Source organism: Leifsonia sp. McL0618 (assembly GCF_049994905.1).
Classification (GTDB): Bacteria; Actinomycetota; Actinomycetes; order Actinomycetales; family Microbacteriaceae; genus Diaminobutyricibacter.
Map to the genome: position 1 here is coordinate 14244 of NZ_CP188258.1, position 21306 is coordinate 35549.

Sequence of the window (21306 nt, forward strand, 5' to 3'; positions counted from 1 at the left end):
CGTTCTCTGCCAGAGGTGTGGGCGCACGATCTGCCCCGAGTGCCAGACGCCGGCGCCCGTCGGCGTCATCTGCCCTGAATGCATGCGGCAGCAGAGAGCAGAAGCGCCGCGCACGAAGCCCCAGGTGATCACGCGCCTGACCGGTCGCGGCGCCCCGGTCATCACGTACGCGATCATCGGCCTCTGCGTCTTCGTCTTCATCCTTCAGTCGCTTCCCGGTATCGGCAACTCGGTCACGAGCGCGATCTGGTACGCGGGTGCTTACTCGTATCCGCAGAATTTCGAACTGTGGCGGATGCTCACCTCGGTGTTCGCGCACGGGAGCATCCTGCACATCGCCCTGAACATGTACACGTTCTGGATCTTCGGGACGCTGCTCGAACCGCTGCTCGGGCGCGCGCGCTTCCTGGCGCTGTTTCTTCTGAGCGGCTTCGCCGGCTCGGTCGGGGTACTCATTCTCGCGTCCCCGACGACGCCCGTGCTCGGTGCGTCTGGCGCGATCTTCGGGCTGCTCGGCGCCTTTCTCGTCATTCAGCGCCGGCTGGGCGGCAACGCGACCCAGTTGCTGATCCTGGTGGGCATCAACCTGATCATCGGATTCATCCCCGGCTTCAACGTGGCGTGGCAGGCGCATGTCGGCGGCCTGATCGCGGGAGCGCTGATCGGGTTGATCTACGTCGAGACGCGGTCTCCGGCGCGACGCAACCTTCAGATCGGTCTGATGAGCCTTCTGACGCTCGTGCTGCTCGGATTGAGCGCCATCCACCTCTTCGCCTGAGCGGCGGGAAAGTTATCCACAGGCTTATTAACACTGGGGATAGTTACAGCGGTGTAATTGTCCCCACTGTTGCGGACCCTCGAGAAGGGGTCAGCGCCACCGCGTGGTCATCAGGAAGCCGATGAAAGCGATGCCGAAACCGACGAGGATGTTCCACGCGCCGAGTGCGGGAATCGGATATTGGCTCTGGCTGACGTAGAAGACGATGATCCAGATGAGGCCGAGGAGCATGAAGCCGAACATGACCGGCTTGAACCACACCGGGTTGGGTGCGTCTTCGCCGGACTGCGCGACGTTGCGCTCGGGTTTGCTCGGGGACTTGGTGCGTGCCATAGGTCAATAGTGTACGGGACAACGCCGGTCACTCTCTCCGCGCGCTCGCCTGCGCAGGCGCTTCCCAGCCTGTGGATAACTCCGTGGGGCTCACGGACGACGCTTGTAGAATCATCGCCATGTCCGATCACGCCGCCCAGCCGCCCAGCGGCGACGGCGACGGCGACGGCGACGAGGCACGGGTATCGCGCAAGCGGCCGAAGGGGCACCGTCGACCGTCGGTGCTGGGCGTGATCGGCGAACTGCTGATCACAGCCGGGGTGCTGGTGCTCCTCTTCCTCGGCTGGCAGGTCTGGTGGAACAGCCTGGTGCTCGCCGGGCAGCAGACGAACGCCGCCGCGTCGCAGAGTCAGAAGTGGATCGACCAGGCGTCGGCGAGCCCGACTCCGGCTCCGAAGCCGACAACGACACCCGGCACGAACAAGCCCGACTACGGTCCGCCGCCGGTGATGAAGGAGCCCGCCGACTATCAGCCGTTCGCTGTGCTCTACATTCCCCGCCTGGGTCCGGAGTGGAAGCGCGTCATCAGGCAGACGGTCGACGTCGAGCAGGTGCTCAACAGCTACACGGCAGGCGTCGGGCACTACCCCGGCACCCAGATGCCGGGCGCGGTGGGAAACTTCGCCGTGGCAGGGCACGACAGTGGGTGGGGTAACGCGTTCATCGACCTCTCCACGCTGCACCTCGACGATGCGATCTACGTACAGACCAAAGACGGCTGGTACACCTACCGCTTCCGCAATTTCGAGTACGTGCAGCCGTCCGCCGTCTCTGTGCTCTATCCCGTGCCGCGCGAGAAGGATGCGATCCCCGTCGACCGCATCATGACCATCACGACCTGCAACCCACCGTTCCACGCCGGGGAGCGGCTCATCGCCTACACGCTGTTCGACAGCTGGCAGCCGCTGAGCGCCGGTGCCCCCGCGGAGATCGCGGCACAGGTCAAGGCCCAGGAAGGGTAGAGAATGTTTGCAGCGCTGTGGCGCGTGCTGCCCGGACCGGTCTGGGTGCGCATCCTGATCCTGGTCGTCCTGATCGCGATCATTCTGTTCGTCCTCGTCACATGGGTCTTTCCGTGGGTCGATTCACTACTGGGTGACCAGAAAGGAACCGTGGGCACGTGACTCGTGTACTCGTCATCGACAACTACGACAGCTTCGTCTACACCCTGAACGGGTATCTGCGGGAGCTCGGCGCCGAGACCACCGTGGTACGCAACGACGACTTCACCGAGGCCGATATTCCTGCACGCCTGGCCGACTATGACGCCGTACTCATCTCGCCCGGGCCGGGCAAGCCGGCCGATGCCGGGGTGTCCATCGCGACGGTTCGGGAGGTGCTCCGCACCGGGCAGCCGCTGCTCGGCGTCTGCCTCGGCCACCAGGCCATCGCCGAGGCATTCGGTGCGGTCGTCACCAACGCCGAAGAACTCATGCACGGAAAGACATCGCTCGTGACACACGACGGCAGCGAGTTCTACGACGGGGTCGGCCAGCCGTTCACGGCGACCCGGTACCACTCGCTCGCCGTCGTCGACGGCACCGTTCCCGACAACCTGGTGGTCACCGCCCGCACGGCCGGCGGCGTCATCATGGGTCTGCGTCACCGCGAGGCACCGATCTACGGGGTGCAGTTCCACCCGGAGTCGGTGCTCACCGAAGGCGGCTACCGGATGCTCGGCAACTGGCTCGAGGCGGCAGGCCTCGCGGGCGCCAAAGCCACCTCACGCGACCTGAACCCGCTCGTCAAGCTGGCGTAGCACGCTGCGCGTCGCGGCGGAGCCTACTGCGCCTCGCGGCGTAGCCCCGGGAGTGCGCTGAGCCGAGCGTGCGCCTTGCGGTCGAGCCAGTCGGGGTGCGCTGCTGCCGCTTGCGCTCGGCCCGGTGCGCTGCCGCCGAGTGTGCGCCTTGCGGTCGAGCGTGCTCCGCGTGCCAGGCACGTTCGCCCGGAACGGGCACACTCGCGCGGGTGAGCGTGGGCTGCGCGCCAGAGCGGGCACACTCGCGCGGGTGAGCGCTGGCTGCGCGCCGGAACGGGCGCTCTCGCGCCCGCGAGACCGCGCGAGCGTCAGCCCGTGCAGTAGGTGAGTGTGACCGTGGAGCCCTGCGGGACGTCCCCAGGCGGGAGCGACTGAGTGTGGACAAGCGTTCCCTGCTCAGCAGGGCACGTCGAGTCGGGCTGGGGATTCGCGCTGAGCTGCAGCTGGGCGAGGATGCCGGTGGCCGCCTGGATCGATTGGCCGACCAGGTCGGTCAGGGTCACCTTGCCACTCGACACCGTCAGTCCGATCGGATCCCCCTCGTGGGCGGTTGCGTTCGCCGCCGGGTCGGTCGCGATCACGATGTTGGCAGCGACGTTCGGCGAATTCTGGGTCGTGGTGGGCCCGAGCGTGAAGCCCGCGGCGGTGAGCGCCGACTTCGCGTTGACGACCGTCATATTGTGCACATCAGGCACGGCCACCGTTTTCTTGCCGGTCGAGACGTACACCGTCACCGTGTCGCCCGTCGACACGATGATCCCCGCGGCCGGATCGGTTCTTACGACCTGGCCTTCCGGGTAGGTTGCACTGGACTCCGTCGCCTGGGTCCACTTGAGCTTGTCTTTCTCGAGCTCCGCCGTCGCCTTGTCTATCGTCTGGCCGGCGAGGTTGGGGACTGCGCGCGAGGTGGCGGGAAGCTGCTCGTTCGGCGCCAGGCGAAGTACCCAAGCGAGCACTGCGACCACTACGACCGCCATGACGGCGATTCCCGCCCAGATCCAGATGACCGGGGGGCGGCGCTGGGTGCGAACCATCGACTGGTCTTCGGCGAGCTGGCGGAACGCCGCCTCCGGCCCGGAGACGACACTCGGCGGTGCGCCGAACAGCGTCTCGGAGAGCGGGTCGACCTCTTTGTGGATCGGAACGTGTCCGGCGCCGGCCGTTTCGACATCCGCGCGGAATTCCGCAGCCGTCTGGTAGCGCTCGAAACGATCCTTCGCCAGGGCGTGGAGCACGACGATATCGAGGGCGGGAGAAACCTTGTGGTTGATCGAGCTCGGTGCGACCGGAGTCTCGCTGACGTGCTGGTAGGCCACCGCGACCGGGGTGTCGCCTCGGAACGGCGGACGGCCGGTGAGCATCTCGAAGAAGACGACACCGGTGGAGTAGAGGTCGGTGCGCGCGTCGACGGATTCGCCCTTGGCCTGCTCCGGCGAGAAGTAGCTGGCCGTACCGAGGATGGCCGTGGTCTGCGCGACCGTTGCGGACGAGTCGCTGATCGCGCGGGCGATCCCGAAGTCCATCACCTTGACCTGGCCGGTCTTGGTGATCATGATGTTGCCCGGCTTGATGTCACGGTGGACGACGCCGGCACGGTGCGAGTACTCCAGCGCTGTGAGGATGCCCTCGACGATGCGCACGGCCTCGTCGGAGTCGAGTGGCCCCGCCTTGATCAGGTCTTTGAGGAGCACGCCGTCGACGTACTCCATGACGATGAACGGCAGTTGCGCCTCATGGCCGTTCGGCTCGCGTACGGTCTCTTCTCCGGCGTCGAAGACGCGGACGATCGTCGGGTGCGCCATGCGGGCCGCGGCCTGCGCCTCCTGGCGGAAGCGCGTGCGAAAAGCAGGGTCTGTGGCGAGCGAGGGCTTGAGCAGCTTGATGGCGACTGTGCGGCCGAGACGCGTGTCTGTTCCCCGGTGAACGTCGGACATACCGCCGCGCCCGATGAGCTCGCCCACCTGATATCTGCCCGCGAGCAGGCGGCTATCTGGGCTCAATGCGAACTCCTCGTCAGGGCGGGGTCAGGGTCTTCGTTAGTGTACCGGGCGTTTTCTGGGGAGAACCTAAGGGGTCGTCGTAGCGACCGTGATAGCCAGCGGTTGTGACTGCCCTGATTCGACCGATTGGCCACAGAAGATCGTGTAGGTGATCTTCGCCTGGGGGCCGTCGGTGTTCGCGACCGTCCAGGTCCAGGTGGAAGCGGTGGCGGGCAGCGGGCCCTTGCCGGTGCCGTTCACGTACATCTGGCGGCCCGTCAGGGTCTGGCCGGCCGGGCAGGATCCGCCGCCGAACTTGAGAACGACGTTCTCACCGGGGGCGGCCGTGGTCTGACCGGGCGGCACTGTCGTCGGCGCATCCGTCGGGGCCGTGGGGGTCGTGACCGGGCCGTACACCTTCAGCGAGATCGTCGAGCCTTGGGGAACCGGACCGGTCGGATTGACCGAGTAGACCTTGTCGACCTGGTCCGGTGAGGTCGCCGCCGTGCCCGGTTGGATATCGGCGACCATGCCGAGCGACTGCAGCATGCTGCGGGCTTCGGCGCTCGTCTTTCCCACGAAGTCGGACTCGTTGATCTGCACGGTGTTGCTCGTCGGAGGCGCGCTGGGCGGCGGTGTGGTGGGCGGCGGCGGTGGCGGCGTCGTGTGCGTCGACGTGGTGGCCGTCGTCGGCGGCGTGCTCGCGCCCTTCGGCTGGGCGAGGAGGGCGATGATCGTGCCGATCAGCACGACGGCGAGCAGCGCGATCAGCGCGATGAGCGGCCACGTCCACGGGCTGCGTTTCTTCGTCGTGGTGGAGGGGACCGTGTCGACCGGCCCGACTCCGCCGACGACGGCAGCAGCAGGAAGCAGGGTCGTGGCCTGGGTGTCGCCAGCGCCACCCGACGGCATGACCGTCGTCGCAGCAGTGAGAGCTGCCGCACCGCCGAGGATCGCGGGAACCGAGCCGGCGGCGGCCTGGACATCCCCCCGGCGAAGCGCCTGCGCGGCCCGCGCCAGGTGGGCGGCCGAGGCAGGACGGTCTGCGGGGTTCTTCGCGATGCACGCGAAAACGAGGTTGCGTACGGGCTCGGAGATGGTCAGCGGGAGCTCGGGCGGCGCCTCATTGATCTGCGCCATCGCGATCGCGACCTGCGACTCGCCCGTGAACGGCCGGCGCCCGGCGAGACACTCGTAGGCCACGATGCCGAGGGAGTAGATGTCGGTGGTCGGCGACGCCGGGTGCCCGCTCGCCTGCTCGGGCGAGAGGTACTGCACCGTGCCCATGACCTGGCCGGTGGCGGTGAGCGGAACCTGGTCGGCGATCCTGGCGATGCCGAAATCGGTGATCTTGACACGCCCATCCGGCGTGATGAGCAGGTTGCCCGGCTTGATGTCGCGGTGCACCAGCCCGGCTGCATGCGCAGCGTGAAGGGCGGCGGCGGTCTGCGCGACGATGTCGAGGACCTTGTCGGTGCTGAGCACGTGCTCGCGCTCGAGGACGGTCGAGAGGGCCTCGCCGGGAACGAGCTCCATCACGAGGTAGGCGCTGCCCTCCTCCTCGCCGTAGTCGAAGACGTTCGCGATGCCTTCGTGGTTCACGAGTGCAGCGTGGCGGGCCTCGGCACGGAAGCGCTCGAGGAAACCGGGATCACCCAGGTACTCGTCCTTCAGGATCTTGATCGCGACGGTACGACCGATGACGAGGTCGGTGGCTTGCCAGACCTCTCCCATGCCGCCGATCGCGATGCGCGACTGCAGCTCGTATCGTCCCCCGAAGGTGAGCCCTGCTGTGGGTCTCATTTATTCAGCACCGCCTCTAGTACTTTTTTCGCGATTGGAGCAGCGATGGAGTTTCCTGTGCCGTTCTGGCCCTGCCCACCGCCGTTTTCAACAACAACAGCCACAGCGAATCGGGGGTTGTCCGCCGGCGCAAAGCCCGTGAACCACAGCGTGTACGGCTCGCCCTCGCCGTTCTGCGCTGTTCCGGTCTTACCGCCCACGCTGACCCCGTCTATTCTTGCATTAGTGGCAACGCCGTGATTTACGCCGTCCACCATCATCTGCTTGATCGTCGCCGCGTTCTCCGGCGAGGTCGCTGTGTCGAGAATCTGGGGCGTGAACGACTGGATCGGCTGCAGGTTCGCCGAGCGGATCGAGTCGACCATGTTCGGGTACATGACCACGCCGCCGTTCGCGATCCCGGCCGAGACCATCGCCATCTGCAGCGGGGTCGCACGGTCGTCGAGCTGCCCGAACGAGCTCTGCGCAACCTGTGCCGGGTCGGTGTAGACCGGGTAGACGCTGGGCTCGACCTTCACCGGGATGGACAGTTCTTTGTTGAACCCGTACTTCTCGGCCTGGTCTTTGATGGTCTGGCCGCCGAGCTGCATGCCGAGCTCGGCGAACGGGATGTTGCACGAGAGGATCTGCGCGGTGGCGATCGAGACCGTGGCGCCCGGGCCGCAGGTGGTGAACGTGTCGTTGTGCACGACCGTGCTGCTGCCGGGCAGCGTGAGCGCCTGCAGGTTGGGCAGCTGGCTGTCTTTCGTGTACTTGCCCGTGCCGAACGCAGCCGAGCTCATAACGGGCTTGAAGGTCGAACCCGGCGGGTTCAGGTTGCCACCGATCGTGCGGTTGATCAGCGGGTCGCCGGGAGCCGCCAGAAGCGCCTTGTACGTGGCGTCGACCTTTGTCGTGTCGTGGCCGGCGAGGGCGTTGGGGTCGAAATCGGGCTTCGAGACCATCGCCAGGATCCGGCCGGTCTTCGGCTCCATCAGCACGACTGCTCCCTGGTAGTTGCCTAGGGCGTCATAGGCCGCCTTCTGGGCGACGGGGTCGATGGTGGTCTCGACGGATGCACCCTGCGGGTTCTTGCCGGTGAGGATCGCGTTCACCCGGTCGAAGAACTGCGAGTTCGATGAGCCGCTGAGCTGGGTGTTGAGGGCGCCTTCGAGGCCGGTCGGGGCGCCATCCAGCGGGAAGAAGCCGGTGACCGACGAATAGAGGGGACCGTTGCTGTAGACGCGCTGGAACTTGTAGACGTCTTTCGTCGGCACGGACTGCGCCACCGGCTGGTTTGCGACCAGGATCGCTCCGCGCTGGGCGGAGTAGCTGTCGTAGAGGGTGCGGCTGTTGCGGGCATCCGTACTGAGTGAGTCTGCCTGGAACACCTGCAGGATCGAGGTCGACACCATGAGGGCGATGAACATGACGAGCACGACCATGCTGACGCGTTTGATCTCGCGATTCATCAGCTCACCACCAGTCTCGGCTGGTTGCGCACGGCGTCAGACACCCTGAGCAGCAGGGCGACGATGATCCAGTTGGCCACGAGTGAGGAACCTCCGGCTGCGAGGAAAGGGGTGGTGAGGCCGGTCAGCGGGATGACCCGGGTGACACCGCCGATGACGACGAAGCACTGCAGCGCGACCGTGAACGAGAGGCCGACGGCGAGCAGCTTGCCGAAGTCGTCCTGCCCGGCGAAGCCGATGCGGAAGCCGCGTGCGACGAAAAGAAGGTAGAGCGCGAAGATCGCGAAGAGGCCCGCGAGCCCGAGCTCTTCGCCCAGGCTGGCGATGATGTAGTCGCTCTGCGAGACCGGGGTGACGTACGGCTGGCCCTGGCCGAGGCCGGTGCCGATCAGGCCGCCGTGCGCGAGACCGAACAGGCCCTGCACGAGCTGGTAGCTGCCGCCGTCGGCGGCGTAGACCTTGTCGGCGAACGGGTTCAGCCAGTTCTCGAACCGGCCGTGCACATAACTGAGCACCTGGCTGGCGATGAGGGCGCCGCCGACGATCAGGCCGAGCCCGATGATCACCCAGCTGATGCGCGCCGTCGCGACGTACAGCATGACGAGGAACAGCCCGAAATAGAGGAGCCCGGTTCCAAGATCGCGCTGGAAGACGATGACCGCCATCGACATCAGCCAGACGATCAGGATTGGGCCGAGATCGCGAAGGCGAGGGAAGCGCATCCCGAGGAATTTCTTGCCGACGAACGACAGCGAGTCGCGGCGCTGCACGAGGTAGCCGGCGAAGAAGATCGCCAGGGCGATCTTCGCCAGCTCGCCCGGCTGGAAGCTGAACGGCCCGATGCCGATCCACACGCGCGCTCCGGAGATCTCCCGCCCGATGCCGGGAAGCATGGGCAGCAGCAGCAGGGCGAGCGCGACGAACCCGAAGATATAGGTATAGCGCTGCAGGATGCGGTAGTTGCGGATGACCAGCACCACTGCGATCGCGCAGATGATCGCGATCGCGCTCCACACGATCTGTCGAACTCCGGCGCTGGCCCACCCGCTGTCGCCGAAATGGATGTCGATGCGGTAGATCATCGCGATTCCGAGCCCGTTGAGCACCGTTGCGATCGGAAGCAGGAACGGATCGGCTTGCGGGGCGACGTACCGCATCGCGATGTGCACGCCGAAGACCAGGACGGACAGGCCGAGACCGAGATACAGGAGCGTCAGGTCGATGTGGCCGAGCGCGCCGAGCTGGACGAGCACCACCGCGGACGAGTTGATGGCGCACGCGACGATGAGCAGCAGCAGTTCGAGGTTGCGCAGCTTCGAGGGCATCCGCAGCCGTTTGATCGACAGCGGACTCGTCGCCGGACGCGGCGCATCCACGACGCCCGTCGGGTTACTGTTTGCTGGCATCGGTCAACTGTTCCACGATCTGCCTGGCCGAACCCAGAGAGTCGGCATTGATCGTCTGCTCCACGAGCTCCTGGTCGTACTGGGGAAGGGTGGTCACGTCGGTACTCGACTCCTCGTAGACGTGGGAGAGCGCGATCGGGCCGAGGCTCTGCTGGACACCCTGGTATACGGCCACTTTTCCGGTAGGCGATGCGCCGACGTAATAGTGGGTCTGCGTCCACTGGTAGCCGAACAGGGCGGCGAGCACGATGGCGACGACGAGCGCGATCACGCCGACAAGCCAGGTGAGCCTGCGGCGGCGCGCGCGCCGCTCATCCTCTTCGATCAGCTCGTCGAGGTAGTCCTCGGACTGCGGCTCGAAATGTGTCGGCCCGGTCGCCGGCCGCACCGGGTGCAGGCGCAGGGTGGGCATCCGGTTCGCGCGCACCGGCTTCACGTCTGTCGTGAAAGCGAGCGGGGCGGCTGCGGACCCGACTGTCACCGGGTCTTTGACCGTCTCGCCGCGAGCGGTGTCGGCGATGTCGAGGATGACGATGGTGACGTTGTCGGGTGCCCCGGCATCCAGACTCTGCTTCAGCAGCCGGTCGGCGACGGTCTTCGGACCCTCGTGCATCGCCAGCGCAGCCTTCATGTCGTCATATTTGACGACGCCGCTCAGCCCGTCGGAGCAGATCAGCCAGCGGTCGCCCGGCTGTGTGTCCAGGATCCACGTGTCGATCTCGGGGGACGCGTCGACATCGCCCAGAACGCGCATCAGCACCGAACGGCGAGGGTGGACCATCGCCTCCTCTTCGGTGATGCGCCCGCTGTCGACGAGGCGCTGCACGAAAGTGTGGTCGATCGAGACCTGCTTCAGCTCACCGTCGCGGTAGAGATAGATGCGGGAGTCGCCGATGTGGGCGAGGGCGATCTGATCGCCCACCCGCACCATCGCGCTCACAGTGGTGCCCATCCCGGTCAGTTCCGGATGCTCGAACACCGTCTCTGCCAGCAGCGAGTTCGCCGCGATCAGCGCCGACTGCAAGGCGAACTCGGCCTCCGCAGCCGTCGCGTACTGCTTGTCGGCCTCGCGGATGCGGTTCACTGCGACGGCAGACGCGACGTCACCGCCCGCGTGCCCGCCCATCCCGTCGGCGACGACGAACAGGTCATGCCCGGCATAGCCGGAGTCCTGGTTGTTGGAGCGGATCTTGCCGACGTGTGAAACAGCGACGGCCCGGTTTGCGGATGCCACCGGCTACCGCCGCAGCTCGAAAGTCGTTGTGCCGATCTTGATCGGGGTGTTCAGGGGAACCTGGGTCGGGACGGTGACGCGTTTGCCGTCGAGGAAGGTGCCGTTCGTCGAATCGAGGTCCTGGATCATCCACTCGTCGTTCCAGAGCAGGAGGCGCGCGTGGTGGGTCGAGGTGTAGTCGTCACGGATGACGAGGCCGGACTCGCTCGAGCGGCCGATGGTGAGCGGTTCGCGGCCGAGCGCGAGCTCCGTGCCCTGTTTCGGGCCGGACGTGATGGCGAGGATGGTGGCGCTCAGGACGGTCGCCTTCGGCTTGCCGGTCGCGGTGTTCGCGCCGGTGGGGAGCGACGAGGCGGGCGGTGGCTGCATGGTGGGAGCGGTGGCTCCGGATGTCGGGGTCGCGAGGAACGCGGCCGGCGACGGTGGCGGTGGCGGGGCGGGCTGGGTCGCCGCCTGCGACGCATCCGGCTGCAGTTTGCGGACGCGCTGCCCGAAAAGGTCGCTGCGCAGGGCGTAGACGATGCCGAACACGAACAGCCACAGCAGCAGGAGGAACCCGAACCGCAGGACGAGGAGTGTCAGCTCACTCGGGTTCACGGTTTGCTCCAGAACCCACCGATGTCGTGCCGTCGTGTTGCGTCGTCGAGGTGGACGTCGGCCGGTCGCTGGGTGGGAGTCGCCTGAGGGAGCACCCGGAACACGATACGCGTGCGGCCGATAGTGATCACCGAATCGGGGTCGAGGAGAGCCTTGGTGACAGGCTGGCCGTCCAGCTGCGAACCGTTCGTCGAACCCAGGTCCTGCACCTGGGCGCGCGAACCGTCCCAAGTGATCTGGACGTGCTTGCGCGAGATGCTGGTGTCATCCACGGTGATGTCCGCTTCACTGCCGCGGCCGATCACGGTGTGCGCTTTCTCGATCGGGTAACGCGTGCCGCCGATGTCGAGCACCGGTGTCCAGGCGATATCGGTTTTCACGTTCTCGGACTCGACGTGGAGGATCCCCTCGGTGAGAGCCGGGTCTTCGAAGAGGTCGACGGAGATGCCGCCTGCGAACTGGTAGTGCTGGCCCGCTGCGTACTGCTGCACATAGGAGACGAGCTCGTCGGTGAGGGTCGGACCCATGGAGCGCATCTTGGTGTAGTCGGCCGTCGACATGCGCAGCACGAAGCGATTGGGCGCCAGAACGCGGTCGCGTGTGACGATCGCGGCCTTCGTGTCGAGTTCGCGGCGGAGTGCGCTCGTGAGCTCGACCGGTTGCAGCCCCGACCGGAAGGTCTTCGCAAAAGCGCCGTTCACAGCGCGCTCGAGACCCTTCTCGAAGTTGTCCAGTATGCCCACAGGTCTCCCGATCCGGCTCGTGTGACTATGAGAATGTTAGTCGGCCCGGGTGGGAGACCGCTTCCGTACCTCTTCTACTTGGCTGAAAGTCATCCGTGGGTTGTAGCTGGGGATGCTGTGGGCGCGGGTGGCGGGCGGGTGACGGGCGGGTGACGGGCGGGTGCCGGGCGGGTGCCGGGCGGGTGCCGGGGGGTGCCAGATGGCGGTTTTGGGGGCGCGCTGGACCACTTCGCGCACCTTTCGAGCGGAGTGGCCGGTCGGGAGGCCGCCTGGAAGGGCGGCTCGACTTCTGGTTGCGCGGCGGTACGTGCTAATCTCTCTAAGTTCGCGCGAGTGGCGGAATTGGCAGACGCGCTGGCTTCAGGTGCCAGTGCTCGAAAGGGCGTGGGGGTTCAAGTCCCCCCTCGCGCACGAACAGCGGCTGTTTCATGAATTGCGGAAGCGACTTCATGAAATTGGTGGAGCTAACGAAGAAAGACCCGGTTCGACGTGATGTCGGACCGGGTCTTTCGTTTTCTGAGTCGGGTTCGCGGCTGACGGGCTCGGGCCTGAGGGAAGAACGTGTGGATGGTCTCGGCGCGGCACGCGCGTCACCCCCGATGTTCCTGAAATTCCGGAATCGTGATTCAGGCGATGTGGCTGTCGGCGGATCGGTGCGTCGCTCTCCCATCGACGAGTGTGGCGTGCACGGGAACGTCGGGAAGCTCGTCTGCGGTGACCGCGAGTGGGTTCGCCTCCCAGATTGCAAGGTCCGCACGAAATCCGGGATGAATACGGCCAACGTCGTGGTCGCCCTGTGCCTCGGCGGCCCAGCTGGTGAAGCCCTTGAGCGCTTCTAGCGCGGTAAGCACCTGGTCGGGCTCGAACACCACGTCGTCGGGGCGGCCAGGGGCGCGGCGGAGTCTCGCCCACGCCATCCCGATGCGGGCGTCGAGCTGAGCTACCGGCCAGTCTGAGCCGAGCGCGACGAGAATTCCGTGGTCGATCATGTCGCGTACGCGCCAGCCACGGGCGGCCCTTTCCGGGCCGAGTCGTGTTGTCCAGGCGTCGCTGCCGTCGGCTTTACGCCATTGCATGTGCAGAGGTTGGACGGATGCTGTGACGCCGGCGGCGGCCATCCGACTGAGGTCACGGTCAGCCATGCATTCAAGGTGTTCGATGCGATGCGGTGCGGCGGGGCCGAGTCGGGATCCGGCGGTTGCATATGCATCGATCGTCGCGCTGATTGCGTGGTCTCCGATCGCGTGGGTCGCGATGTGAAAGCCTTCGTCGTTGTAACGGCGGATCGTTCGTACAAACGCCGCTTGGTCTTTCCAGAAGGACTGGAGACCTGCACCGTCACTGTCCGGTTCGTAGAGCCACCCTGTGCCGGTGTCGATGACGCCGTCGGCGTAGAGCTTGACGACGCCACCACGCCATCGGGCTCCGCGTCGGTCGCGGAGCGAAAGGTTTTCGCGCACCTTGTCCTCGTCGTCGCCCGCGCCGTGGTCGACGGCGGTGACGAGTCGGAGGGGAAGTCCGCCCGGTGACGTGTCGAGCTGTTCGAGCAGGTCTAAAGACTCTCGGTTCCCGTCCATGATGCAGCCGCCGGTGAACCCGGTCGCGCTGAGCTCTGCAAGGATCTGCCGAACCCGGACGATCGTCTGCGCGGTGGTCTGCACGGGGGCATGAGCCAGAACGAGTTCAATAGCGGTTGTGCCGCGAAGTTCTCCCGTGGGGGCGCCCAGGGCGTCGACGACGATGCGGGAGGCGTCGTCGAACGATCGTGGCCCGTCAATACCGGATCGTGCAAGGGCTTCACGGCTGGCGAGCCCGGTATGCCCGTCGAACAGGAACAGCAGGGCAGGCATACCGCGAACGGCGGCTTCGATTGCCGCCGCCGTCATCGGGAGCGTCCTGAAGAGTTCGTAGTCGAGGTTCTGTGCTCGAACCCAACCGTCTGTGCCTTCCCGGGCGAGACGGTCGGCTTCGGTCCGGAGAAGAGCCAGGGCAGTCGCCTGGTCGGTGACACCGGTGAAGTCGACTCCGATGGCCCGGGTGGCACCCAGACCCGGATGCAGGTGGGCGTCGATGAGGCCCGGGGTTACGGTCCTGCCACCGAGGTCGGCGATCTCGGTGCGAGCCGACCGGTACTCGAGGACGTCGCGTTCCTCACCCACCGCGATGACGCGGCCGTCACGAATCGCGATGGCCGTCGCGCGGGGGCGCGACCTGCCGAGGGTGATGACATGGGCGTTGACCAGAATCGTGGAGGCCTGCCCGTTCACGCGGCATCCCCTCTTCCTGCCCTGGGTGACATGCTCACGTGTTTGCTCCTGACAACTCAGACGCTGGCGACGATCTCGAGTTCGATGCGGAACGGTTCGATGAGACCGGCCTGCACGGTGGTACGAACGGGTGGATTCGATGTGAAGGTTTCACCCCAGACCTGATTGAAATCCGCGAAGTCGGCGAGGTCGGTCAGGTAGGCCCGCACGCTGACCACGTCAGCCATCGTTGCGCCCGCAGCGCTCAGCGACTCGGCGACGCAGGCGAACACGCGGCGTGCCTCGTCGAGGAAGGGTCCCTGGAAGGGTTGCCCGTCAGCCTCGACGGCGACGTGTCCGTAGAAATAGGTGACATTGCCCACCTTCCTGAAGCGTGCGATCTGGGGAACGGTGGAGGCGATTTCGGTCATATGGACTCTTCAGCTTTCTTGGAAGGTGGCCAGGGCGGGGATGCGAGGTGTTGATTGTGCGGCATTGGCGAGAACATCCCCGTCGATCTCACCGACGGAGTTTCTGCCGACGAACCCCAGAGCGACCCGGTATTCCGAGCGCAGGATCTCGAAAAGCTCCTCAACCCCCTCGCTGCCGCGCGCGGCCAGGGCGTACGCGGCCGGGCGGCCGATGACTGCGGCGCGCGCGCCGAGCGCGTTGGCTTTGAGGATGTCGGAACCGCGTCGTACGCCGCTGTCGACATAGACCTCACATCGGCCCGCGACAGCAGCCACGATGCTGGGCAGCACCTCGATCGTCGCCGGCTGGGAGTCGAATTGGCGGCCGCCATGGTTGGAGACGAGAATCCCGTCCGCGCCTGCTTCCACGGCGCGGCGCGCATCCTCCGGCGCCATGACACCCTTGATCACGAGCTTGCCCGTCCAGGCGTCCCGGATCCGTTCGACGTGCTCCCACGCGGCGGACTGCATCTGATTTCGGTACATGAAAGCGTCGAGCTCGCTCATCCGCAGTCTGCGTCCGTTGTCGGTGTAGTTGCCCCAGGTGACGGCCGGCCCCCGCAACATACCGAGCAGCCAGCGAGGGTGCAGGGCTGTGTTGATCACATCGATGATGGGTGGGTGAGGCGGCAGGGAGAGGCCGTGGCGCATGTCGCGCTCGCGTTTGCTGCTCACGGCGACATCGCCCGCGACGACGAGCACGTCGCGACCGGTTTTCTTCGCGCGGTCTATGTGGTCATGCGTAAGAGAGAGGTCGTTCCACAGCTGAACCTGTGACCAGGTGTTCTCCGGCGCGGCGAGCACTACTTCTTCAAGCGGCAGGGAAGACCACGCGCTGTGGATGAACACGCAGCCGGCCTGAGCTGCCGCCCGTGCGATGCCGACGTCGGCATCGGGATGGAAGAGTCCGAGCAGGCCCATCGGTGACACCATGAGCGGAAGGCTGAGTGTGGACCCGAGGACGGTTGTGGAAATATCCCTGTCGGCGATGTCGGCATAGATTCGCTGCTTCAGCCGGATCTCCCGGAAAGCGCGCTCGTTCGCGGCGGCGGTGAGCTCGTCGAGCGCTCCACCCTCCAGGTAGTCGTAGACCATTCGCGGCAGGCGCCTCTTCGCTGCCACGCGGAAGTCGTCGGCGTTCACAATCTTCTGGCCCATCACACGTCCCGTTCTTCGATGCCGCACCACTCCGCGATGAAGAGGGCGATCGTCTTCGTGACGGCGCGGACCGATTCGAGGTCGACGCGTTCGTCGTAGCCGTGGATGGCCTCTGATCGCGGCCCGTAGACGAGGGCCGGCATGTCGCCATAAAGGGAGAACACTCGCGCGTCAAGGTAGCCGGGAGTGGTGAACGTTTCGAGCGGCGCGCCCACGGATTCTTTGTGGGCCGCGGCGAGCACCTTCTCCGCATCGGAGGCAGGATCGAGCACGTAGCCCTCCGAGTAGAACCCTGTGCGTTCCGCGGTCGGGACTGAGCCGGCCAGCTCCGGGCGGCCGGCGGCCTGCTGGAGACAGTCTTCGATCTCAGCCCACGCCGTGTCTGCGCTGATGCCGGGGAAGAACGAGGCCCGAACGTCCACTTCGCACCAGGCTGGCACGCTGGAGGGCCAGTCGCCACCCGTGATGCCGCCGATGTTGAAATTGATCGGGTGATCCAAGTCCCCGAAATGTGGGTGCTCGAACCGGGTAGCGTTCCACCGCTCCTCCAGCTGTCGTAACTCGGCGATGACGGCGTATGCGGCGTCGATCGCGTTGAAGCCGGTGGACATCTCCCGCGGGTGGGTCGGGCGGCCGGCGACACGGACACGAAACCAGATCACTCCGACATTCGCGCGAACAAGCATGTTCTCTTCGGGTTCCAGGATGACGGCAGCGTCGGCGGTGTAGCCCCTGAGCAGCGCCGAGAGGGAACCGTTGCCGGTGCTCTCTTCCTCGACCACGGATTGGATATGAATCGGCGCGGTCGGTTGAAACCCGGCGGCCCTAACCGCGTCGAACGCGAACAGCCCGGCGGCATGTCCGGCTTTCATGTCGCCGGAGCCACGCCCGTACAACCAACCATCGACGATTGCGGGTTCCCACGGGGATCGGGACCACTGCGCCTCTGGGCCGGTCGGGACGACATCGACGTGGCCATTGATGATCAGGGAGCGTCCGTGCACGGTGGCGGGAGTGTAGCTGCCGACGATGTTGTCCGCGTTCTCGTAGGAGACCGTGACGGGCCCGAAGCCAGGGTGGTCTCTAAGGTCGTCGATGTTGAGTGTCCACCGGTCGACTGAGAGGCCGCGTTCCTCCATTGCGGCGTGCAGCAGATCCTGCACGGAGCGTTCGGCCCCACGAAGCGACGGCTCGGCGATGAGGGCGCGTGTGAACTCGACCTGCGCGTCGAAGGCGTCATCGACGGCGCCGAGAATGCGCGAGCGTGTTTCAGGGGGCAGCATGGCGGCCTTTCGGTCCAGATGGGGGGTGTTGTGCGCGATCAGGAGGTGCCGCGGTTGCGGATGCTCTCAATCGTGTCGTCGGGGCTGAGCCGACCATCCGTCACTCGGACCTCGATGATCGAGGGCAGGCCGGACGCGATGGAGCGTTCAAGCGCGGGCGGGAATTCGTCCGTGGTGGTCACGATCTCTCCGTGTCCGCCGAACGCGCGCGCGTAGTGGGAGAAGTCGGGGTTCACCAGATCGGTGCCAGAGGTGCGGTGCGGGTAGCGGGTCTCTTGGTGTGCACGGATTGTTCCGTACTTCGAGTTGTTGAGGACGATGATGACCGGGGCGACACCGTGTGCAGCCGCAACCGCGAGTTCTTGACCGTTCATCAGGAAGCAGCCGTCGCCGGCGATCGAGACGACCTGGCGGTCGGGAAAGGCGATGGCGGCGGCGACGGCAGCGGGCACACCGAATCCCATTGACCCGTTCCGCGGTGCTAGCAGGCTGGGGAACGACCGCCACCTCAGGTAGCGGGCAGCCCAGCTGGCGTGGTTGCCCGCTCCCCAGCTGATGATCGCGTCGTCGCGGAGTGCATGCCGGAGATGCTGGAAGAGCTGCGGCAGGTCGAGCGGTGCGTCGCTGTGCGTCGGCGTCCGTCGAGAGTCGAATGCGGCACGCAACCGGGATGTCCGGGATGCTCCGCTCGTAACGGAGGAGTGCGTGGTATCGAGCGCGGCCACGAAGGAGTCGAGGTCCGATGAGATGCGGAGTTCGTCGACATGCGCCGCCCCACCGAACCCGGCGCTGTCGGGAAGGACAGTGACGAGGTGCACGTCCGGGTGCTGGATCGGCAGCAGATTCCAACTGTCAGTGACCACGTCGCCGAGCGGCGAGCCGAGCCCGACGACCAGGTCTGCCCGCTGCAGCGCTTGAGCGACTTCAGCGGAGCGGCCGTAGCCGAGTGCTCCGATGAACGACGGGGAGTTGTTGTCGATCAGGTCGAGTGAGTTGAATTCGACCGCGACCGGGAGGTTGTTGCGTTCTGCCCACCGTTGCACTGTCGTGCTTGTCGAGGATGTCCAGCCCATCGCGCCGAGCACTATCAGGGGGCGCTCCGCGCCGGCGAGGAGCTCCTGAACGTGTCTCACGGTGGCCTCGGTGGCGACGGGTGCGGGACTGCGAATCGGCTGGCTGACGACAGTTCCGGGGGAGACATCAGTCAACATGTCTTCGGGAAGGCCGACCACGACGGGGCCGGGTCGCCCGGAGCGGGCCAGCGCGAATGCGCGGGAGATGATCTCGGGTGCGCGCGCTGCGCTGTCGATCCGGAAGACGCCCTTGGACGTGGTGGCGAACCATCCGGTCAGGTCGAACTCCTGAAACGACTCACGATCCGTCTCGTTGCGGGGCACCAGGCCTACCAACACGAGGAGGGGGACGCTGTCTTGGTGCGCCGTGTGAATTGCGACCATGGCGTTGGCCCCTCCGGGTCCGCGGGTCACCAGGCAGACTCCTACCGACTCGGTGATCCGCCCGTGGGCGATCGCCATATAGCCGGCGCCGCCTTCGTGCCTGCAGGTCACAAGGTTGATGGTCGAATCGTGCAACGCGTCGAGGACGCCCAGATAACTTTCCCCGGGCACGCAGAACGCCGTTGTTGTTCCCTCCGCCTCGAGTTGATCGACGATGAGCTGGCCGCCGGTGCGAGGGAAGGACTGATCCATGCTGGTTGCCTCTCGTGGTCCACGGTTCGGGACGGCCTCCGCCGACGGGTTTCGCACCGTGTTCAGCTTTCGCTGCGGGTTACGGGCACCGTTGAAGCGAGTGCCTGGGCGGTCGCCAGATTCGGTTGCGCGCCGGTCCCGCCGGCGCCGCGCGTGGATGCGGTTCCGCACGAGACCGCGAGGGCGACGGCCGCTTCGATCGGGTCTCCGCGCAGACGCGCAGCGATGAACCCGGCTGCCAGGCTGTCTCCAGCGCCGACCGTGTCGACGAGCGGGTCCAAGAGGGACGGTGTCGTGGCCGCCACACGCACCAGCGATCTGCCGGAGCGTTGTACGGCGACCATGCCGTCAGCGCCTTGCTTGCAGACGACGATTGCGGAGGCGGGCATGATGTCGAGGAGTCGTTCGACGGCGGCGTCCGTGGTCGGGAGTCCGGTGATGCCGCAGAGCTCCTGTTCGTTGCCGAAGAATACGTCCACGTGGGGCAGCAGGCCGAGGATTCCGCGGTCCCACCCCTCCGACGGGTCGAAGTTGCCGTCGAGGGACGTCGTGAGTCCCAGGGATCGTGCCCGGGCGAAAAGCGCAGGGGCGTCGGCCCAGAGGGCTTCCTGCAGGAAGTAACTGCCGACGTGAAGATGGGTGTACTCGGACAGCAGGCCATCGGGAACATCCGCGGCGGAGACTGCGCCGATGGAGCCCATCGAGGTGAGGATCGCCCGATCGCCGTCCGGGCGGGTGAGGTGGGTGGATGCGCCCGTGGGAAGGCTGGGATCGACGCGCACCGCCGATATGTCCACGCCGCGCTGGGCGAGTTGCTCGTCGATGAAGCGGCCGAAGTCGTCGTCGCCACGCACACCGACCAGCGAGGTTGGAAGTCCGAGGGTTGCGGCGCCGCAGGCAGTGATCGCCGAGGAGCTGCCGAGCGTCAGTGTCGTTGAGGTGACGAGTTGCTCGTGCTGTCCGAAACGTACCTGTCCGTCGAGCTCGATAATGAGGTCCACGCACAGTTCTCCCACCACGAGAAGGCGGGGTTCCCTCACGGCTGCGGTGGTTGAGGCACGATCCATTCCGACCACACTCCTTCGATCTCGACACCGTGAATTCTCGCCCATTGGCGTACGGCCGCTTCTGCAGCCGATCGGGCCATTCCGACAAGACTCGCGCCGCGGTCGGAACCGTGGATGGTGACGATCGGCCATTCGACAGCCGATGCGTCAGCACTTCGATCGCTGGCTACGCCGGGTGAGGCGTCGATAGCGCGTGCGATGACATCCCCCTCACCAAGCTGCAGTGCATCGGCGATCGCATCCGCGATACCCGCGAGCAGGGTGTGCACCTCGGGATGCTTCGAGGTGGTGACAGTGACGATCGGCATCAGCTCGTGGCGAGGACCGAACGATTGAGGAACGGCGGAGTGTCGGGGTTCCGGCCGGCTATCAGTGCAAGAGCAACCGCAAGGCGGTGAGCCAGCACCAGGTTCGCCTGCGGATCGAGGGTGTTCTCGTACACCCATGCGCCGGTGCTGCGGATGTCGTCGGCGACGATGTCGGGCAGGTCGCCGAGCATCCAGACGAGGGTGCCGGGCCCAGCGCAGGAGATGGGGCCGTGCTGGTACTCCCAGACAGGGTAGGACTCGGTCCACGCCCCGGCGGACTCGCGCAGCTTGAGGGCGGCCTCGTAGGCCAATCCCACACTCCATCGATGGCCGAGGAAGACGACATGCTTCACCTCGGCGGGGTCTGCAGGAAGTGCCAGCGCGAGCGCGTCGCGAGCATCCTCGATGAGCGTGGCGGACACGGCGCCGATGGAGCTGCGAAACGTTGTGAGCACTGTGGTGGCGAAGCGTGTCTGGACGACGGATTCTTCGTCAGCGAATCCGAGGTGGATGATCCTGTCGCAGAGCTGGCCGAGGGGGGTGTCCACGTCGCCTAAAATGGCTGTGATCGTGTGGGTGTTCCGGTACTTCTCGACCAGGGTGACGACGTCAGCGGTCGTCCCGGAGCGGGAGATGACGACGATGTGTTCATCATCGTCGACCCAGTTCAGCTCGCTCGGGATGGCGGCACGGGTGCGGCCAAGGCCCGCATCGTTGCGCAGGTTGGCGTACGAATCGCCAATGTAATAGGAGGTGCCGCAGCCGATCACGAGTACCCGCTCGCCCGCTGAGGGCAGCAGCGCGAGCTGTTCCGCCGGAAGTTCGAGGGCGCGTGACCAAATCTCCGGCTGGCTGGTCAACTCGGCAGACGTGATCGCACCCGGCTGGGCGGCATTGTCATTCATCGGCATATCCTCACTATCTCGCCATTTGGAGCGAAGTGAGCACATTCAAGCAGAAATGAGCGGATTATGAAAGTTCT

General features: G+C 66.0%; 20 protein-coding genes and 1 tRNA gene. 5 read left to right on the forward strand and 16 right to left on the reverse strand.

Annotated elements, in window-relative coordinates; translation table 11 throughout:
* Nucleotides 1-82 precede the first annotated feature (82 nt).
* Entirely contained in the window at nt 83-778 is a 696-nt protein-coding gene (locus ACPPVQ_RS00085; RefSeq protein WP_426517358.1) for a rhomboid family intramembrane serine protease, read from the forward strand.
* A 90-nt stretch (nt 779-868) separates the two neighbouring features.
* Here the strand turns inward: ACPPVQ_RS00085 and ACPPVQ_RS00090 are convergent, their stop codons facing one another.
* Nucleotides 869-1111, reverse strand: a complete 243-nt coding sequence (locus ACPPVQ_RS00090; RefSeq protein ID WP_426517360.1) for a cell division protein CrgA — start codon at nt 1109-1111, stop codon at nt 869-871.
* Nucleotides 1112-1230: 119 nt separating this feature from the next.
* Between ACPPVQ_RS00090 and ACPPVQ_RS00095 the strand changes: the two genes are divergently transcribed.
* From ACPPVQ_RS00095 to ACPPVQ_RS00105, 3 genes are read left to right on the forward strand one after another with little or no spacing between them, the layout of a single operon-like run.
* Entirely contained in the window at nt 1231-2073 is an 843-nt protein-coding gene (locus ACPPVQ_RS00095; protein ID WP_426517362.1) for a class E sortase, read from the forward strand.
* Nucleotides 2074-2076: 3 nt separating this feature from the next.
* Complete coding sequence (locus ACPPVQ_RS00100; RefSeq protein WP_426517364.1) at nt 2077-2235, forward strand: hypothetical protein; 159 nt, start codon at nt 2077-2079, stop codon at nt 2233-2235.
* Complete coding sequence (locus tag ACPPVQ_RS00105) at nt 2232-2870, forward strand: anthranilate synthase component II (protein WP_426517366.1); 639 nt, start codon at nt 2232-2234, stop codon at nt 2868-2870. Before ACPPVQ_RS00100 ends, ACPPVQ_RS00105 begins: the two co-directional genes overlap by 4 nt.
* Before the next feature lie 308 nt (nt 2871-3178).
* Here the strand turns inward: ACPPVQ_RS00105 and pknB are convergent, their stop codons facing one another.
* The 7 genes from pknB to ACPPVQ_RS00140 all read right to left on the reverse strand — a co-directional run bounded on the left by pknB (nt 3179) and on the right by ACPPVQ_RS00140 (nt 12083).
* Nucleotides 3179-4870, reverse strand: a complete 1692-nt coding sequence (pknB, locus tag ACPPVQ_RS00110; protein WP_426517368.1) for a Stk1 family PASTA domain-containing Ser/Thr kinase — start codon at nt 4868-4870, stop codon at nt 3179-3181.
* Between the two features lie 66 nt (nt 4871-4936).
* Nucleotides 4937-6652, reverse strand: coding sequence for a protein kinase domain-containing protein (locus ACPPVQ_RS00115; protein ID WP_426517370.1), 1716 nt, complete (start codon nt 6650-6652; stop codon nt 4937-4939).
* Nucleotides 6649-8103: a peptidoglycan D,D-transpeptidase FtsI family protein gene (locus ACPPVQ_RS00120; protein ID WP_426517372.1), complete on the reverse strand. Its 1455-nt coding sequence runs from the start codon at nt 8101-8103 to the stop codon at nt 6649-6651. The genes ACPPVQ_RS00115 and ACPPVQ_RS00120 overlap by 4 nt, the downstream gene beginning before the upstream one ends.
* Nucleotides 8103-9509, reverse strand: coding sequence for an FtsW/RodA/SpoVE family cell cycle protein (locus tag ACPPVQ_RS00125; RefSeq protein ID WP_426517374.1), 1407 nt, complete (start codon nt 9507-9509; stop codon nt 8103-8105). Before ACPPVQ_RS00125 ends, ACPPVQ_RS00120 begins: the two co-directional genes overlap by 1 nt.
* On the reverse strand, nt 9493-10743 hold the full coding sequence (locus ACPPVQ_RS00130; RefSeq protein WP_426517376.1) for a PP2C family protein-serine/threonine phosphatase: 1251 nt from the start codon (nt 10741-10743) through the stop codon (nt 9493-9495). Before ACPPVQ_RS00130 ends, ACPPVQ_RS00125 begins: the two co-directional genes overlap by 17 nt.
* 3 nt (nt 10744-10746) lie before the next feature.
* Nucleotides 10747-11340 (reverse strand): FHA domain-containing protein FhaB/FipA, encoded by a 594-nt coding sequence (locus tag ACPPVQ_RS00135; protein WP_426517378.1) that lies wholly within the window; start codon nt 11338-11340, stop codon nt 10747-10749.
* Nucleotides 11337-12083 carry an FhaA domain-containing protein gene (locus ACPPVQ_RS00140; protein WP_426517380.1) on the reverse strand — a complete coding sequence of 249 codons (747 nt, stop codon included), beginning with the start codon at nt 12081-12083 and terminating at the stop codon, nt 11337-11339. The genes ACPPVQ_RS00135 and ACPPVQ_RS00140 overlap by 4 nt, the downstream gene beginning before the upstream one ends.
* A gap of 327 nt (nt 12084-12410) precedes the next feature.
* On the opposite strand from ACPPVQ_RS00140, the gene ACPPVQ_RS00145 reads away from it, so the two are divergent.
* Nucleotides 12411-12494, forward strand: a tRNA-Leu gene (locus tag ACPPVQ_RS00145).
* 215 nt (nt 12495-12709) lie between these two features.
* On the opposite strand, the gene ACPPVQ_RS00150 is transcribed toward ACPPVQ_RS00145, so the two are convergent.
* The 8 genes from ACPPVQ_RS00150 to ACPPVQ_RS00185 all read right to left on the reverse strand — a co-directional run bounded on the left by ACPPVQ_RS00150 (nt 12710) and on the right by ACPPVQ_RS00185 (nt 21229).
* Nucleotides 12710-14350, reverse strand: coding sequence for an amidohydrolase (locus tag ACPPVQ_RS00150; protein WP_426517382.1), 1641 nt, complete (start codon nt 14348-14350; stop codon nt 12710-12712).
* A 56-nt stretch (nt 14351-14406) separates the two neighbouring features.
* Nucleotides 14407-14760: a RidA family protein gene (locus tag ACPPVQ_RS00155; RefSeq protein ID WP_426517384.1), complete on the reverse strand. Its 354-nt coding sequence runs from the start codon at nt 14758-14760 to the stop codon at nt 14407-14409.
* 9 nt (nt 14761-14769) lie between these two features.
* Nucleotides 14770-15957, reverse strand: a complete 1188-nt coding sequence (locus ACPPVQ_RS00160) for an alpha-hydroxy acid oxidase (protein WP_426517386.1) — start codon at nt 15955-15957, stop codon at nt 14770-14772.
* A complete protein-coding gene (locus ACPPVQ_RS00165; protein WP_426517388.1) occupies nt 15957-17240 on the reverse strand; it encodes an ArgE/DapE family deacylase in 1284 nt (427 codons plus the stop codon). The genes ACPPVQ_RS00160 and ACPPVQ_RS00165 overlap by 1 nt, the downstream gene beginning before the upstream one ends.
* 38 nt (nt 17241-17278) lie before the next feature.
* On the reverse strand, nt 17279-18949 hold the full coding sequence (locus tag ACPPVQ_RS00170) for a thiamine pyrophosphate-dependent enzyme (RefSeq protein WP_426517390.1): 1671 nt from the start codon (nt 18947-18949) through the stop codon (nt 17279-17281).
* 62 nt (nt 18950-19011) lie between these two features.
* A complete protein-coding gene (locus ACPPVQ_RS00175; RefSeq protein ID WP_426517392.1) occupies nt 19012-20016 on the reverse strand; it encodes a carbohydrate kinase family protein in 1005 nt (334 codons plus the stop codon).
* A complete protein-coding gene (locus tag ACPPVQ_RS00180) occupies nt 19986-20324 on the reverse strand; it encodes a hypothetical protein (RefSeq protein WP_426517394.1) in 339 nt (112 codons plus the stop codon). The genes ACPPVQ_RS00175 and ACPPVQ_RS00180 overlap by 31 nt, the downstream gene beginning before the upstream one ends.
* Nucleotides 20324-21229: an SIS domain-containing protein gene (locus ACPPVQ_RS00185; protein ID WP_426517396.1), complete on the reverse strand. Its 906-nt coding sequence runs from the start codon at nt 21227-21229 to the stop codon at nt 20324-20326. Before ACPPVQ_RS00185 ends, ACPPVQ_RS00180 begins: the two co-directional genes overlap by 1 nt.
* Nucleotides 21230-21306 lie beyond the last annotated feature (77 nt).

Excerpts from the sequence above, each read along its gene's own strand:
- ACPPVQ_RS00085 (WP_426517358.1), top strand. The coding sequence starts at position 83 with ATGCGGCAGCAGAGAGCAGAAGCGCCGCGCACGAAGCCCCAGGTGATC.
- ACPPVQ_RS00090 (WP_426517360.1), bottom strand. The coding sequence starts at position 1,111 with ATGGCACGCACCAAGTCCCCGAGCAAACCCGAGCGCAACGTCGCGCAG.
- ACPPVQ_RS00095 (WP_426517362.1), top strand. The coding sequence starts at position 1,231 with ATGTCCGATCACGCCGCCCAGCCGCCCAGCGGCGACGGCGACGGCGAC.
- ACPPVQ_RS00100 (WP_426517364.1), top strand. The coding sequence starts at position 2,077 with ATGTTTGCAGCGCTGTGGCGCGTGCTGCCCGGACCGGTCTGGGTGCGC.
- ACPPVQ_RS00115 (WP_426517370.1), bottom strand. The coding sequence starts at position 6,652 with ATGAGACCCACAGCAGGGCTCACCTTCGGGGGACGATACGAGCTGCAG.
- ACPPVQ_RS00120 (WP_426517372.1), bottom strand. The coding sequence starts at position 8,103 with ATGAATCGCGAGATCAAACGCGTCAGCATGGTCGTGCTCGTCATGTTC.
- ACPPVQ_RS00125 (WP_426517374.1), bottom strand. The coding sequence starts at position 9,509 with ATGCCAGCAAACAGTAACCCGACGGGCGTCGTGGATGCGCCGCGTCCG.
- ACPPVQ_RS00155 (WP_426517384.1), bottom strand. The coding sequence starts at position 14,760 with ATGACCGAAATCGCCTCCACCGTTCCCCAGATCGCACGCTTCAGGAAG.
- ACPPVQ_RS00160 (WP_426517386.1), bottom strand. The coding sequence starts at position 15,957 with ATGGGCCAGAAGATTGTGAACGCCGACGACTTCCGCGTGGCAGCGAAG.
- ACPPVQ_RS00165 (WP_426517388.1), bottom strand. The coding sequence starts at position 17,240 with ATGCTGCCCCCTGAAACACGCTCGCGCATTCTCGGCGCCGTCGATGAC.
- ACPPVQ_RS00170 (WP_426517390.1), bottom strand. The coding sequence starts at position 18,949 with ATGGATCAGTCCTTCCCTCGCACCGGCGGCCAGCTCATCGTCGATCAA.
- ACPPVQ_RS00175 (WP_426517392.1), bottom strand. The coding sequence starts at position 20,016 with ATGGATCGTGCCTCAACCACCGCAGCCGTGAGGGAACCCCGCCTTCTC.
- ACPPVQ_RS00180 (WP_426517394.1), bottom strand. The coding sequence starts at position 20,324 with ATGCCGATCGTCACTGTCACCACCTCGAAGCATCCCGAGGTGCACACC.
- ACPPVQ_RS00185 (WP_426517396.1), bottom strand. The coding sequence starts at position 21,229 with ATGAATGACAATGCCGCCCAGCCGGGTGCGATCACGTCTGCCGAGTTG.